Source organism: Crenothrix sp., assembly GCF_043729335.1.
Taxonomy (GTDB): Bacteria; Pseudomonadota; Gammaproteobacteria; order Methylococcales; family Methylomonadaceae; genus Crenothrix.
In genome coordinates this window covers 47,047-62,586 of the sequence record NZ_JAYTLQ010000010.1, presented here as the reverse complement: position 1 = coordinate 62,586, position 15,540 = coordinate 47,047, and the positions used below count along the sequence as shown (strand labels likewise).

Annotated in this window: 16 protein-coding genes; all 16 read right to left on the bottom strand. The window is 42.6% G+C overall.

The window, feature by feature from the left end; translation table 11 throughout:
- Positions 1 to 57: 57 nt before the first annotated feature.
- Entirely contained in the window at positions 58 to 330 is a 273-nt protein-coding gene (locus ACHZC4_RS03225; protein WP_394752343.1) for a hypothetical protein, read from the bottom strand.
- Positions 327 to 950, bottom strand: a complete 624-nt coding sequence (locus ACHZC4_RS03220) for an Rpn family recombination-promoting nuclease/putative transposase (RefSeq protein WP_394752342.1) — start codon at positions 948 to 950, stop codon at positions 327 to 329. Before ACHZC4_RS03220 ends, ACHZC4_RS03225 begins: the two co-directional genes overlap by 4 nt.
- Before the next feature lie 72 nt (positions 951 to 1,022).
- A complete protein-coding gene (gene rfbB, locus ACHZC4_RS03215) occupies positions 1,023 to 2,078 on the bottom strand; it encodes a dTDP-glucose 4,6-dehydratase (RefSeq protein ID WP_394752341.1) in 1,056 nt (351 codons plus the stop codon).
- On the bottom strand, positions 2,075 to 3,004 hold the full coding sequence (gene rfbD, locus ACHZC4_RS03210; RefSeq protein WP_394752340.1) for a dTDP-4-dehydrorhamnose reductase: 930 nt from the start codon (positions 3,002 to 3,004) through the stop codon (positions 2,075 to 2,077). The genes rfbB and rfbD overlap by 4 nt, the downstream gene beginning before the upstream one ends.
- Complete coding sequence (gene rfbC / locus ACHZC4_RS03205; protein WP_394752339.1) at positions 3,001 to 3,549, bottom strand: dTDP-4-dehydrorhamnose 3,5-epimerase; 549 nt, start codon at positions 3,547 to 3,549, stop codon at positions 3,001 to 3,003. The genes rfbD and rfbC overlap by 4 nt, the downstream gene beginning before the upstream one ends.
- Entirely contained in the window at positions 3,546 to 4,436 is an 891-nt protein-coding gene (rfbA, locus tag ACHZC4_RS03200) for a glucose-1-phosphate thymidylyltransferase RfbA (RefSeq protein ID WP_394752338.1), read from the bottom strand. The genes rfbC and rfbA overlap by 4 nt, the downstream gene beginning before the upstream one ends.
- Before the next feature lie 79 nt (positions 4,437 to 4,515).
- Positions 4,516 to 5,748 carry a hypothetical protein gene (locus tag ACHZC4_RS03195; protein WP_394752337.1) on the bottom strand — a complete coding sequence of 411 codons (1,233 nt, stop codon included), beginning with the start codon at positions 5,746 to 5,748 and terminating at the stop codon, positions 4,516 to 4,518.
- Positions 5,749 to 5,769: 21 nt separating this feature from the next.
- Positions 5,770 to 8,037 (bottom strand): polysaccharide biosynthesis tyrosine autokinase, encoded by a 2,268-nt coding sequence (locus ACHZC4_RS03190; protein ID WP_394752336.1) that lies wholly within the window; start codon positions 8,035 to 8,037, stop codon positions 5,770 to 5,772.
- A gap of 204 nt (positions 8,038 to 8,241) precedes the next feature.
- Entirely contained in the window at positions 8,242 to 8,466 is a 225-nt protein-coding gene (locus ACHZC4_RS03185; RefSeq protein WP_394752335.1) for a hypothetical protein, read from the bottom strand.
- Positions 8,426 to 9,667, bottom strand: coding sequence for a polysaccharide biosynthesis/export family protein (locus ACHZC4_RS03180; RefSeq protein WP_394752334.1), 1,242 nt, complete (start codon positions 9,665 to 9,667; stop codon positions 8,426 to 8,428). Before ACHZC4_RS03180 ends, ACHZC4_RS03185 begins: the two co-directional genes overlap by 41 nt.
- Before the next feature lie 81 nt (positions 9,668 to 9,748).
- A complete protein-coding gene (locus ACHZC4_RS03175) occupies positions 9,749 to 10,189 on the bottom strand; it encodes a low molecular weight protein-tyrosine-phosphatase (RefSeq protein ID WP_394752332.1) in 441 nt (146 codons plus the stop codon).
- A gap of 934 nt (positions 10,190 to 11,123) precedes the next feature.
- Positions 11,124 to 11,783 (bottom strand): dethiobiotin synthase, encoded by a 660-nt coding sequence (bioD, locus tag ACHZC4_RS03170; protein WP_394752331.1) that lies wholly within the window; start codon positions 11,781 to 11,783, stop codon positions 11,124 to 11,126.
- Positions 11,784 to 11,789: 6 nt separating this feature from the next.
- Positions 11,790 to 12,584: a malonyl-ACP O-methyltransferase BioC gene (bioC, locus tag ACHZC4_RS03165; protein WP_394752330.1), complete on the bottom strand. Its 795-nt coding sequence runs from the start codon at positions 12,582 to 12,584 to the stop codon at positions 11,790 to 11,792.
- Complete coding sequence (bioH, locus tag ACHZC4_RS03160; RefSeq protein WP_394752329.1) at positions 12,581 to 13,366, bottom strand: pimeloyl-ACP methyl ester esterase BioH; 786 nt, start codon at positions 13,364 to 13,366, stop codon at positions 12,581 to 12,583. The genes bioC and bioH overlap by 4 nt, the downstream gene beginning before the upstream one ends.
- Entirely contained in the window at positions 13,359 to 14,522 is a 1,164-nt protein-coding gene (gene bioF / locus ACHZC4_RS03155; RefSeq protein ID WP_394752328.1) for an 8-amino-7-oxononanoate synthase, read from the bottom strand. The genes bioH and bioF overlap by 8 nt, the downstream gene beginning before the upstream one ends.
- The gene (bioB, locus tag ACHZC4_RS03150) at positions 14,522 to 15,514 is read right to left on the bottom strand and encodes a biotin synthase BioB (protein ID WP_394752327.1); all 993 of its coding nucleotides are present in this window, start codon (positions 15,512 to 15,514) and stop codon (positions 14,522 to 14,524) included. Before bioB ends, bioF begins: the two co-directional genes overlap by 1 nt.
- Between the last annotated feature and the right edge of the window lie 26 nt (positions 15,515 to 15,540).

The following is a 15,540-nucleotide window of genomic DNA, read 5'->3' as shown; positions in this document are numbered from 1 at the left end:
TAAAATAACTTCAGCCTATCTTTAAGAATTAATAAAGTCATCAATATTCTTTGGCATCTAGCTTTTCTGTAAAAAAGACACTACCTCATCCTCACCAAGCCCGGTCAATGTACAGATTGTTTGTACAGGCAAACCCATTTGATGTGCATTTAAAACCATTTTTATTTTTGCGTTCCATTCACCTTGTTCTAAGCCTTGCTCCAAACCTTGCTCTAAGCCCTGCTCCAGTCCTTGTTGCAAACCTGTTTTTGTAGCAAACTCTATCGAACTTTTTTGAATATAAATCCAATCTTTTTTCTTATGCTGGAGTTCTAATTCTTCCTCGCTCAAATTAGCTTCATTAGCGATGTTAAAAGCTTTTTCCAGTGCTTGGTCAAGATTATTAGGATATAATCCAAATCGCCTGCATTTTTTATAAAGTAAAGCCATTTATCCTGAATAGTTTCAAGCTCTGCCTCAGTTTTAATAAACTTGGGTAACTCAACAAATATCAATTCTATATCATCACTGTATTCAATAAACTGCTTCTTTTCTATCAACTTAAAATTATTAATTAACTCTTCGCTATTTTTAAACAGGGTAAAGTCAGTGATAGTTAGGGCAATCACCGGATTTAACAAATGATAAGCATCACCCTTTTTAAGTTGTATTGAATAATTTTTTGCTGCGTTGTAGAGAATTCGTTTTTCCAGGCCTTCATGATTTAAAACCTGCATTTCTATAATAACGCGGCTCTTATCACTTAATTCAGCCTTTACATCAACATAGGTGTCCTTCATGCCTTTTAGCAAAGGGATGCTATAAGGATCGACTATGGTCAAATCTTTTATCGTCCTATGATTTTCAAATTCAATCACAGAATTTAAAAAACTGATCAGAATATCTTTTGAGTCGGCACTGCCAAAAACCTTCTTAAAAGCAAAATCAATTTTTACGTCAAGGAATTTCATGGAATACCTATAAATCAAAGGGCTAAGATTGTATAGTGGGTATAAGCTATTTATAAACCCAATGCCATTTAACTAATGCGCACCAAATAATTTCACATCACCTTGCCAAAACGCCGGCCGCTCCAAATACCAAGCCACCGTCTTGGCAAGCCCCGACTGAAAAGTTTCGATTGGTTCATAGCCAAGTTCTCGGCAAATCTTGCTGTTATCGATCGCATAACGCCGATCGTGCCCGGGTCTGTCGGTAACATAAGTAATATGTTGATTGTGCGGCACATGCTGAGAATCTGGAAAGCGCGCATCTAACAAAGCACATAACTCGTGAATTAAGCTCAGATTAGCTTGCTCGTTGTTACCGCCAATATTATAGGTTTCACCTACTCGGCCGCTACGAATAATCAAATCAATTCCCCGATTATGATCATCGACATAAAGCCAATCGCGAATTTGTTGGCCATCCCCGTAAATGGGCACCGCTTTGCCTTGCAACAAATTAGAAATCGCTAACGGAATCAGCTTTTCCGGATACTGATAGGGGCCATAGTTATTAGAACAATTACTGGTAGTCGTTTGCAGTCCATAGGTATGTTGATACGCCCGCACCACGTGATCAGAAGCGGCTTTACTGGCAGCATAAGGTGAGTTTGGCGCATACGGCGTTATTTCAGTGAAAGCCGGATCAGTTGCCGACAATGTGCCATAGACCTCATCGGTGGACACATGATGAAACCGGTGTGTAAAATCCGATTTTTCATCTAACCATACTTTTTTTGCGGCTTTCAACAAGCTGTGAGTGCCGTCAATATTGGTCTTTAAAAATGCATCAGGCCCGTAAATGGATCGGTCAACATGAGATTCGGCAGCAAAATGCACCAGGGTATCAATGTTTTCATCGCGTAGTAATTGCTCTACCAAGGTTTGATCAAGAATATCACCCTCAACAAATCGAAAACTACTGTTACCTTCCAGCATCAACAAATTTTCATAACAGCCTGCGTAAGTCAAAGCATCTAACACGACGACACGCGTGTCCGGATATTGCTGTAACCAATAATAAACGAAATTCGTGCCAATAAAACCAGCGCCGCCTGTGACCAATAAATTGTGAGGATGATAATGTGGAGTCATAGTATTGTCGTCTGTTGTTTTAATTCCATCAGCATTTTACGCAAGCTATTTCGCCAATGCGGCAAGCTATAACCTAGCTGTTGTTCTGTGCTGCGCTTATCCATCACGCTAAAAGCCGGACGGCAAGCAGGTGTAGGGTATTGTTTGGATTGTAAAGGCGTTATGGGTATAGTTTTTGTGATCAGCCCCAACGCAAAGGCCTCTTCTTGAATAGCAATAGCAAAATCATACCAGCTTGCCACGCCATTATCTGAACAATGAAAAATACCCTGCGGTTTTTGCTCCACCCATCGCCATAAGGTATTGGATAATGTGCGCGTCCAAGTGGGCGAACCGACTTGCTCTGCGACTACACCTAGAGAATCACGCTCAGCCATTAATCGCAACATGGTTTTAACAAAGTTATGGCCATACGCCGAATACAGCCACGAGGTGCGCACTATGGCAGCGGTTGGGCAATATTCTTGTAGTGCTTTTTCTCCGGCCAGTTTGCTTTCCCCGTAAACACCTTGTGGATGGGTAGCATCAGTGGGTGCGTATGGCGTAGATTGCTTGCCATCAAAGACAAAGTCCGTAGAAATATGCAGCAAATAAAGACTACGCTGCTGATTTTTATTCCACAACGTTACCGCCTGTGCCAAAGCTTTAACCGCTAAATGATTAATCGCATACGCGTTTTGCACATCAGTTTCAGCCTTATCAACAGCCGTGTACGCAGCGGCATTAATAATGACATCGGGCTGATGGCTTGTCAGCGCTAACGCAACTTGTTCGGGCTGGGTAATATCCAGTGTGCCCCTGTGAGTAGCAATGAGCACTATATGTGCAGGGCATGTGGCTTGTAACTCAGCGCCCAGCTGACCATTGGCGCCAGTAAGCAAAACTTTAATGGGTAATTGCGTGCTGGTATGGGTTTGATCTGTCATTCAAACATCTCCGCCTCTTGCCAACTTACAGCCTGGGCATCTTTTGCCGACAGCAGCGGTGTTTCACCATTGACTAACGGCCATTTTATGGCGAGGGTAGGATCATCCCACTGTAGACTGCGCTCATGTTCCGGCGCATAGACATCAGTACATTTGTAAAGAAAATCAACTGACTCACTCATCACATAAAAACCATGTGCAAAACCAGGCGGAATCCACAGCATTTGCGGATTATCCTCCGATAACTCCACACCCACCCATTGACCGAAGCTTGCAGAGCTGCGACGCACATCTACCGCCACATCAAATACTTTACCGTGAGTCACACGCACCAGCTTACCCTGTGGATGCTGAAGCTGATAATGTAAACCGCGCAATATACCTTGGCGCGAACGGCTGTGATTGTCTTGGACAAAAGTGGCATGCAAGCCTAATGATTCAAAGGCCTGCACACTCCAGGTTTCCATAAAAAATCCGCGTGTATCCCCAAATATATTGGGTTCGATGATTTTCACATCAGGGATATGAGTATCAATTAACTTCATACCAACAATTCCATCAAATAATCCCCATAGCCGCTTTTCTTCAATGGCTCGGCTAAGGCTTGCAATTGCTCTGCGCCGATATAGCCCATGCGCCAGGCTATTTCTTCAGGACAAGCAATCTTTAAACCTTGGCGATCCTCAATAACACGCACGTAATTAGCCGCATCTAAAAGGGATGCATAGGTACCGGTATCTAACCACGCTGTGCCACGGGTAAGCATTTCTACCTGTAACAACCCGCGCTCTAAGTACATTTGGTTAAGGGTAGTTATTTCTAATTCGCCACGTGCCGAAGGACGCACTTCTTTTGCCATATCAACGATTTGATTGTCATAAAAATACAAACCGGTAACCGCATAATTAGAACGGGGATGCTCTGGTTTTTCCTCAATGCTTAAGGCTTTTCCTTCAGCATCAAAATCTACTACACCATAACGCTCGGGATCTTTAACGTAATAAGCAAATACCGTAGCACCCGTTTCTTGTTGCGCCACCACTTGCAAACGCTTGGATAAGCCTTCGCCGTAATAAATATTGTCACCTAGAATAAGCGTCGCAGGTGCTGTACCCAAAAATTCGGCTCCAATCAAAAAAGCTTGCGCCAGTCCTTCAGGTTTAGGCTGCACAGCATATTGAATATTCAAACCCCATTGCGTGCCATCGGCCAGCAGTTGCTGAAATTGAGCAGAATCTTCTGGCGTGGTAATAATCAAAATATCGCGGATACCCGACAGCATCAGTACACTTAAGGGGTAATAAATCATCGGCTTATCGTAGATCGGCATCAGCTGCTTGCTGACAGCAAGGGTTAAAGGGTACAGCCGTGTACCACTCCCCCCTGCTAGAATAATACCTTTGCGCTGTTGATTTTTTTTGAGATTATTCATATACCAGTAAAGGAGTTAGTTATTAATTTTGCGAAGGATAAGCATTTAACTTCAGTTCGTTTATTGAATGCTTTAAAAACTATCCAGGCGCGGCTAATCTTTCTTCATCGCGTCTTTCACCTATGCGCCTGTCCTCAAAAGTAATCGCTACGATGTGTACTCGACGATCATGTCTTCTGCGCTCATTTATAACAACCGTATTATGCCCTGACACCCGTCTCTCTGCCTGTCTTCTATCGGTTATGACGGCAGCGGGTAAAGGGGCTACTTTTCGGCGCTCTCTTTTTGCGCGTTCATTAATTTTTCCCATAGCCACATAGTGACCGGTAAAAACACATAAAAACAAGGCCAGCAATATGCCATCGGGGACATGAAATACTAAGCTTGCGGTAATGCCAATAATGGTGAGTACAAGAGAACTTACCAAAATAACCAACAATGTTTGCTTATTGGTTAATCCTGTTAAGGGCAAAATATGATGAAAATGCTCCCGATCAGGAAAAAACGGTGAGCGCCCATTCGCGATACGGCGCACCATGGTAGATACCGAATCGATCAGCGGTATGGCCAGCACCCATAATACTGTTACCGGGGTAATCAGGCGATCTTCGCCCTGGGAGATATAAATTAATAACAACGAGACAATAAAACCAAACAACGTGCTGCCGGTATCACCCAAAAATATTTTAGTACTGGCCTGGCCAAAAATCCTCAGATTAAATATCAGAAAAACGATGACGGCAGCAATAAAAATAATACAGTAATTGAACAGTATCCAATCTTCATAAACCCACGCTAATACCGCGACAGTACCAATCGCGATCAATGTTAAACCACCGACTAAGCCATCTATGCCGTCAGCCATATTAAACGCATTAATACCCCCGACCAACGCAAAAATGGTAAATGCAGTGGCAAAACTACCCAGCTCAAAATTGCCAAAATTCCATAAATCGCCTAAATCAACAATTTTTATATCAGCAATTTGAGTCATCAATAAACCCACGGCAATCTGAGCCAGAATTCTGACTTTAAAACTGACAGGTTTGTAATCATCTACCAAACCGATACACACCAATATCGTGGCAGAAAAAATATAAGCCGATTTGTTGGGCAGATTAATATCATGAATAAACAGCGTAACCAGTATGGCCAGATAGACCGCCAAACCACCGGTAAGCGGCGTCGGGTCTGCATGGTGCTTTCTATGCCCAGGATGATCCATCAAGCCTGTTTTACACGCCAGCGGATTTAAAATGACAACAAGAAAAAATGTTGCGGCAAAAGCGGTTAAAAAGAAACTGATGTGCATAAATTACTCATTGGAGAAGAGTTAGTGTTTTCGGCTTTTATAATCATATTGATAGGTGTATCGGTATGTGCCGTAAGCAGAAGAAGTTTTCACTATGCCATTAAACACAATACCTTTTGTACGCACACCGCCCTGAATGAGGCGCTTATTTGCCTGTTCAATTTCGCGCATGGGGTGCATACCGGCTCTAACAACCATCAGGGTTGCACCGGCAAGACGACCAATAATAGTGGCGTCGGTAACCGCTAAAATGGGCGGTGAATCTATGATGACGTAATCATATTGCTTCCTGATCGTTTCCAGTAGACTGGCAAAACGAGTATGTAACAATATTTCTGAAGGATTAGGCGGCAGTTTGCCGGTGGCGATAAAATCAAAATTAGCGCCTGGTATTTTATGGATGATTTCAGGAAGGGTAATGGATTGTGAAACCAGTTCAGATAAACCATTTTCCCTGCGCACACCCAGCTCTTTATGCAGATAACCCCGACGCAAATCGCCATCAATTAATAATATTTTTTTGCCTGCGTTAGCCAATACAATAGAAAGATTAAGCGCAATAAAGCTTTTACCAATCTCAGGTCGTGGCCCGGTAATCATGATGGTGTTGTTTTGTGCTTCTAAAAACGCAAAATGCAAAGAAGTTCTTAAGCTGCGTAAACTTTCAATCGCCAGATCCTCAGGGCTTTCTACAGCCAGCAAAATGGGGCGATAGGATTGCGAAGGATCTTTACTTTTAAATTGTTTACGCAGATTTTTTTGCGTGTCGCTAAAGGGCACTGTGGCATAAACCGGAATATGCAGCTGTTTTTCAATAAGATCAGGATCTTCTACGCCGCGTTGCATGGCTTTGCGAATTAACGCAATAGCAATGCCCAAAATTAAACCTACGATAAAAGCAACCGCAACAATCAAGGTTTTTTTCGGCTTTATCGGTGTGGTTGGCAACACGGCATAGTCGATAATCCTGACATCCCCGACAGTGCCCGCTTTGGCGACCCTTATGGTTTGTGCGCTATTTAATAGCGATGTGTATAACTCAGTATTAACCTGTACATCTCTGGATAACCTTAAGATAACTTTTTGAGTTTCCGGTAACGTTTCTATTTTGTTATCGTATCCCTTCATCTGCTCCATTAATCGTGCAATTTGCTTATCCAAGGCAACTACAGATGGGTGAGATTCAGTGAAACGCTGGCGGAGTTCATCGCGCTTTTGTTGCAACAGCGTGGTTTGAGTTTGTAACTCCACTACGCCTGTTAGCACGCCCTGGGTTTCTTGCTCCAGATCAAGCGAACCTTTACTGGTTCTAAAATCATTTAACGTAGCGGTTGATACTTCCAGCTGTTCTTTTAGCTTGGGTAGTTGCTGTTCCAGAAACTCTAAGGTTTTTTGGGCTTCGGTAGATTTGTCTTCTACATTTTGCTTAACATAAATATTAGCAATTTCATTTAAAATCCTTACCGCTAATTGCGGATTGTCGGATTCTGCAGTCAACTCCAGAATGCCTGTCGATTTGCCTTTTTCTGCTACGGAAACAATACCTTTAAGTGCGTTAATACCAGAAATATCCGACTGGCGAATCAATACAAATTGCGTACCGGGACGGGCTTTTAACACGGATATAAAAAGCGTGACAGGCTCTTTCTCATCCGGCACTTTCTTTTGTACAAGTTTATTGACCTGACCTTCCAGCACCAAAGTCAATCCATTTAAAAGTTGAAAATAACCGTGTTTATCAGCCACCAACGTTAATGCCTTGCCTTCCCAACTGGCCGGCACGGTAAAATTATCCACATGAATTTCTTCACCGCCCCAAGCATATTGAGGCTGTCCAAATAAAGGTTGGGCAAATTCCTCTGTGCCATTGGATTTAAAACGTCGGGCAATAGCAGCGCCAATCTTAGGAAAATATTTAGGTTGGGCACTAATATTTAACTTAAGATTTTTAACCGTCTCACCCAATATCAAGCGTGATTTAAGCAACTCAATTTCAGCCATAATCGGCTTTTTGGTTTCCATCACATCACTCATATCGCCCAAGCCATCAAGCAACGATGATTTTGATTGCTCTTGCAATTGCAGCATGGCATCGGTTTTATAAATAGGGGTATCAATAAAAGCTTTCGCCAAGCCTATTAACAGCACGCTTGTAGTCACTGTAATAATCAGCCACTTATTATCCAGCAAAGTACCCAATAAATCAGCCAAATCAATCTCATCATCTTCTTGATGATGGGATAAATCATTGACAGAATTTTGGGTGTTGTCGTTAGTGTTATTTAGCATCAGCCGCCAGTCATCATTAATAATAAATCTTGAATTATCATTCTAGTTGCCTATTCTTAAAATAGATTAATAGTTATGTTCTTTGGCTAAAATAACACCTTAATTTCACTCAGCCTAAACCTTGCCATACACATGCCCATCCATCCATAAGCGTAGATGAGCGGTCAATTCTTACCCAATGTTCGCTTTAGTGGGTCGACCAAGTTAACAAGTAACCGTAAGAACACACCCAACGTTGTTTATGTTGCCATTAAAAGTGCCGATGCTGGCATCTTCAAGAGGCTTCATTTGTATAGCACCGAAACTACTTAGAAAGCTGACAGTCTGTTGAATTTGCACAATAATTTGATTCCAGTGTATGCCTTCGGCACAATCAACAGACAGCACATCACGGGCAAGTGAAACCTGGAACACAGGGAATAGTGCCACTGGTGCTGGTATCTTCAAAAGGCTTCATTTGTATAGTACCGAAACTACTTAGCAATGAAACAGTCGGTTGAATTTGCGCAATAATTTGGTTCCAGCGTATGCCTTCGGCACGATCCACATAAACAACATCACGGGGCTGCATGGGAAATCTATCAGCCAGCAATAAAGCATCAGGTGATTTTGCATCCAGATGGAATATTTCTGGTTTGTTAATACCGCTTCTAAACACGAAAATTCTGGAAGGATCACTGGTATCCTGATTAAGGCCACCTGCATCACTGAGTACTTCGGCCAAGGTCATACGTCCCTTATTCATCATGACACTGCGCCCTCTTCCGGCACCCGCTCCGCCCACAGTTGTATCACCCAACACAAAAATTTTGTTGAACATGCTGTCGGGTACGTTAATAACGTCGCCATGTTGCAATAAAACATTCTGACGTAAATCACCGCCCTCATAGAGTGCCAGTAAATTTATGCTGTAAGATTTATCTTGTCTGGTTAAGGTAAGATTGCGTAAATCAGCTTCCGGATTAACACCGCCCGCATTATTAATGGCTTCTAAAACAGTTAAAGGAATATCTTTAACCGTTTGAATTCCTGGCTGTTTTACCTCACCCACCACATACACCCGTTGACTCCTATAACCTGCCACGCGCACATCTAATTGCACCATCTCAATAAATGCAGAAAGCTTGCGCACCAATTCGTTACGAATGTCTTCAACCGCTCTACCTGCCGCTTTAATAATACCGGCGTACGGATAATAAAAGCTGCCGTCTTCCCCCACAAGAGTACCCGACGCTTCTGCAGAGCGAAACTCACCGGCCGGAATGGTCAATTCGGGATGCTCCCATACTGTTATCGTTAATATATCCCTAGGCCCTACCATATATTGATAGTAGGGTTCTTGCATGGGAGTTTCTTTTACTGTTTTAGAGCCAATCCGGTAATCAAAATAATGATTGGCAACGTTATCTTTGCCTAAGCTGCGATTATTAAAATCCTTTTCTAAATCTAAAATAAGCTGGGCAGTAATTAACTTAATGTTGAGTTTTTTTAACGTTGTTTTGTTATTTTCCGTAATAGGTACTTCTACATGCGACTGCACAGAAAATGGACTCATATGCATGCCAGGAATGACCGTACACGCTGTTAATTGGCTTAATACAATCAGCCAAAGGATCACACAAATTCGCATAAAATATTCCAGGTTAATAACACTATTTGTAAATTATTTTTGACAGCACAATGAGTTATAATCAATATAACATTGATTTAATTATAATTTTTTTATCCACTGCGCCACGCCTTGCTCGATTAGATGCAAGGCATTTTCAAATGCTGCCAAATCTTTTTGATAAGGATCTGGAATATCGAACTCACCCCATTCACCCAAGCGGAACACCTTACCTTGAGCACTCGGCTCTTGATTTACCAGCGCATTTTTATGCCCCGATTCCATTACCAGGATAAGATCAGCCTTACGAATCAGAAGGGTATTAATTTGTGACGCTTTATAGCCTGAAATATCAATGCCTTTGTTTAACATAAGACCACATGCCATTTTGTCCGGCGCATGATCAACTAGCGCACCCAAGCCTGCCGAACTCACGGTATAACCCGATTTATTCGCTTCGTGCAAAGCTTGTCTAAGCAATGCTTCAGCCATAGGGCTTCTACAAATATTGCCCACACAGACAACCAGAATATTATTAAACAAGGCTTTAATCCTCCAAGTGAGGTTATGAGGGTACACAGATGCAAACAAATAACAAAACTACCTGTTAGAGCAGTTTTTAGAAGGTATCAACACACCTAATAAGTTTACTAACCACGCTGTTTTGCTTATTGCTTACAACAGACGCCTATTTATTTAGGATTCTACATGCTAAAAACGCTTACAAGACCCAAGTAACTAAATAGCAAAGCAATTTTCGATCCACATTAAAATTATTTCTTAAAAACTAGAAAGTTATATTGCCAAGCGATTGAAAACAAAGATGTTAAAATTATATATTTTATTTTCTAATTAGCTTAAAAATTTTATATTTAACATAAATGTAAATATAACCGACATCAAAATCTGAAGATATTGGTTAACTCACCAAAAAACCAGGATTGCCGATTAATAATATGTTCAACAAAATTAAAACAACATTCATGGTGTGCCGTATAGTCTTTAAAAATATTATTTTATGCAGAATTGGGTGGGGAAGTTACGCAAAATATCAAACACTGAGATTCATGCGATTTCAATACCCTTAAGGGCTTAGCTTTATTTTAAGACCATAAAATGGATAGCATTTGACGGGCAAAAATGCTTTTTGACATAGAAAATTCAGCTAATAAAAACAACTTCTTTCTCATGTGTGAACAGTGTAAAACTATTTTTAATGTGTTGCAAATACGTGCAGAGAGCAATGACTGAAACAATAAAAGCCACTAATAAACAACGTTATTCTAAAATTAATAATCACTTTACCTGTATATTTCTTCGACTATGTTTTAACAGCGGGGAATAGAAAGCATATCTTTATCTAGTGTAAATAAAATAGACATTAAATATAATTTTCTTACAAATAATACACTTAAAAGATTAAAAAACTAAAGACCGTAAACTATTAAAATCCCCATTACGACTTAAATAAACCAGGCTATAGCTTTAACTGCCTGGACAAAAGATCGAAATCAATAACCTCCATAAAAGGTAAAACGCCCAATAAAGGCACATTTAGCACGTTTTTTAAGCTTTGGATATTATCGTCTAAGCACAACAAATGCGGCTCTATGCACATGGCAATCCAGCCAGCACAAGTCAGTCCTGAGTGCTGAATAGCCTGATAGGTTAACTTGGCATGATTAATACCGCCTAGCTTAACCGCTACGACTAAAATGACCGGCAACTCCAGTGCTACCGCCAAATCGCTGACATCCTGGTGGTTATTAATGGGCGCATACCATCCGCCCACACCTTCAACCAACACCACCTCCGCCAATAGCTTTAATTGCTCAAACTTGGCCAGTAAATTAATCATCTCAACGGGATTTTCAAGACCTGCAATATGCGGCGAAACCGGCAGTTGATAAGCATACGGATTAACCAGATCATAACCTGCCCTCACCGAGGCATTTTTTTGGATTAATAACGCATCCATATTTCTTAGCTGGCCTTGATCCATAAAACACCCAGAAGCTACTGGCTTCATCCCTATTACCGATTTCCCCTGACGCTTAAAATAGCGCATCAGTGCTACCGTTGAACACGTTTTACCGACATTAGTATCGGTGCCGGTAATAAAATAACCTTCTTGCATAATACCTTACCTGCCAGTAATAACAGTAATCACGTCAAATGTCGCGCTGATTCGATGAGTAACGTGGCATGTTGGATAGGCCGAAATCATCTGTTGCATCTGCCGCTGAGTGGTCAACTGTTTGTTTCGGGACACATTGACATTGTGTGCGCCAATGTTTTTTAACTCTCTCATCAGCGCCAGAACCGATTCGTACTCTACTGTGTAAAGTTGATTTTGACATTTTAGAATATTAAAACCTGATTGCTGCAAAAAATCTTTAAGCTCATACATGCCGTAAAAATAATTGACATGGTTATAGTTATCAACAGCGCCCCAAGCCTGTTTCAGTTCTTGTAACGTTTGCGGGCCAAAGATAGAAAAAACCAGCTGCCCTCCGGGTTTTAAAACTCGGCGAACGTCCATAAAAACCGCTTTAATATCAACACACCATTGCAGCATGAGATTAGAAAAAACATGATCAACTGCGTGTTCAGTAATCGGTATCTGCTCTGCATCCGCACACATATAAATCACGTTATCGATAGTTTTTAACTTTGCTTTCGCCGCCTGTAACATAGGCAGCGCCAAATCCAGGGCAATTATTTGCTTACCAGGCAACAGCGCCAGAAGTTCTTGAGTTAAAAAACCGGTACCACAACCCAAATCCAGCACATTATCGCTTATACAGCGGTTATCAATATCGCGCAGCAAGGCTTTACCCACCGTGCGCTGTAATTGGGTAACACCGTCATAGGTCAGCGCAGCTTGCGAAAAAGCCTGTTTAATTTTACGTTTATCAAGATTAAAACTAACGCTCATTGCTCATCCATAAACCTGTAAACCCGTGCCAACACGTCTTGCTGATGGGATAAAAATAAAAGGTGGCCAGCGTTTTTAAATACATTTACCTGAACCTGTGGATAGTTATCGTGCAGATATTGCCCCACGGCGACAGGCACGAGCGCATCTTTTTCAGCTAATAATGCTAAAACCGGAATATCCAACGTCGCCAACACTGATCGCATATCACTATGCTTTAATAGCGCCAAACCAGACTGTAAAGTATCCTGACTAGGTAATGCGCACGTTGACAACAGCTCTTTTAGCTGGCTTAACTGATTTTTAGCACCCGATAATCCTTGACTTTGTAAAGATAAAAATTGCGATAAGGTTGCCAAACGATCTTGGCTGAGATGGCTGGCAAACGCATCAAAGGCATTAACATTCATGCCTGGCCAATCATCATTACTTTCAGGGTCAGCTTGCACAAACTTTGGATTACCGGCCAGTAAAATCACTGAATTAACCCGCTCCGGAAACCGCGCTGCCAAATCCAGCACCACTGTCGCGCCCAATGACCAACCTAACCAGCAGCTAGTTTCAGCATCGACCGCATTCACCAAAAGCTCACTGATATGCGCCAAGGTGAACTCATCGCACGGCTCACTGTAGCCGTGGCCCGGCAAATCAACACAGGTTACCCGATAATGCTGCGCCAGCTGTGCTGCAAAATCACCCCACACACCACTGTGCATTGCCCAGCCATGCACTAGCACAATCGACTTTCCGCTACCGACAGTGCGTTGATAAATTTTAGTCATGGCTTATCTTGTCCAAAGCATCCAGCAATTGATCAACATGCTTTTCCTCGTGCAAAGCTGAGAATGTAATACGCAACCGCGCACTGCCTTGCGGTACGGTTGGCGGACGTATGGCACTGACTAAAAATCCAGCGTCAAACAGCCCATTACTTAACCCGACAGCTAAATAACTATCACCAACTAAAACTGGCTGTATGGCTGATAACGATGGCATTAAACTCAATCCCAACTGCCCTGCTCCGGTTTTAAACCGTTCCGTCAATGCGTTAAGTTTGTATCGGCGCCAATTTTCCTTGATGACCAGCTGTAAACTGGCACGTGTCGCTGCCGCCACCGCCGTAGGCAACGCAGTGGTATAAATATACGTGCGGGACTTTTGAATCAAGGTTTCAATCAACACTTCAGAGCCTGCCACAAACGCACCGAATGTGCCAAAACCTTTGCCTAACGTGCCCATCAACACGGCCACATCTTGCTGATTTAAAGCGTAATGTTCCAATAACCCACCGCCTTGTTCGCCAATAACCCCTAACCCATGCGCGTCATCGACCATGAGCCAGGCGCTTTCCTGTTTTGCAATACGCGACAAATCATTTAAAGGCGCAAAATCACCATCCATACTAAACACGCCATCCGTTACTATCAATTTGTTAGCGGTAGTTTTTTGTAGATGTTTAGCGAGATCGTTAACATCCGCATGCTTGTAACGTTTAAATTTAGCACCCGATGCCAAACCGCCATCCAATAGCGACGCGTGATTTAAACGATCTTCAAACACCGTATCAGATCGCCCCAGCAAAGCGGTAATCACGCCCAAATTGGCCATATATCCGGTAGAGAACAGCAACGCCCTATCCCGTCCGGTAAAGGCGGCCAGTTCTTCTTCCAACGCATGATGGATTGCACTGTGGCCACAAATCAAATGCGCCGAACCGCTGCCAACGCCATACTCATCAACAGCATTTTTAAATGCCTTGGCTACATCTGGGTGTTGTGCCAGCCCCAAATAATCATTGCTGCAAAAATTGATAAGTGTTTTGTCATCAACTTGCACATAAACGCCTTGGGATGCTTGAATAACGCGCCTGGAACGGTACAGATTTTTTTGGCGAATATCCTCAAGATCATTCGCCAAATGTGCAAACGGTGCCGGCATTAAGCGTAACTCGAGCCACCTGAATGTACACCCAGACGCTTGAATAACGCCAGATCGTCGTTGGTCATAGGGTTGTCGGTAGTCAGTAATTTATCACCATAAAAGATAGAGTTAGCACCCGCTAAAAAACACAGCGCCTGCATTTCATCGCTCATATTATTCCGGCCTGCCGACAAGCGCACACGAGATTTGGGCATCATAATTCTGGCAACGGCTAGGGTTCTGATAAAAACCAGCGGATCTAAAGCTTCTGTGCCCATGAGCGGCGTGCCTTCTACCTGCACCAACATGTTAACAGGTACGCTTTCAGGGTGTTTGAGCATATTAGCCAGTTGTATCAATAAATTGGAGCGGTCAACATCGCTCTCACCCATACCGACAATACCGCCACAACACACGTTAATACCGGCATTTCTAACCCGGTCTAAAGTATCCAGACGATCTTGATAAGTGCGCGTCGTAATCACTTCCGAGTAATAGTCTTCCGAGGTATCCAGATTATGGTTGTAATAATCCAGACCGCCTTCTTTTAAACGATCGGTTTGGGCATCGGTCAACATACCCAGCGTGACGCAGGTTTCCATACCCAAGGCCTTTACGCCTTGCACCATTTCGATAACCCGCTCAACATCTTTGTCTTTGGGTTTACGCCACGCAGCCCCCATACAAAAACGCGATGCGCCTTGATCTTTAGCACGTTGCGCCATCTGTAATACTTCATCAACCGGCATCAAGGCTTCCGATTTAACCCCGGCATCGTAACGGGCGCTTTGCGGGCAATAACCGCAGTCTTCTGAACAAGAACCGGTTTTGATACTCAACAAACTGCTGATCTGGATTTCGTTAGGATCAAAATGGGCTCTGTGTACGGTTTGCGCCTTAAAAATCAGATCATTGAACGGCATGGCATACAGGGCTTGCACTTCATCCAACTGCCAATTGTGACGGATTGCGGGCTCAATTACGCCGATACTTACGAGGTTTGCAGACATTTTGTAAAACTCCAGCTAAAGTTAAG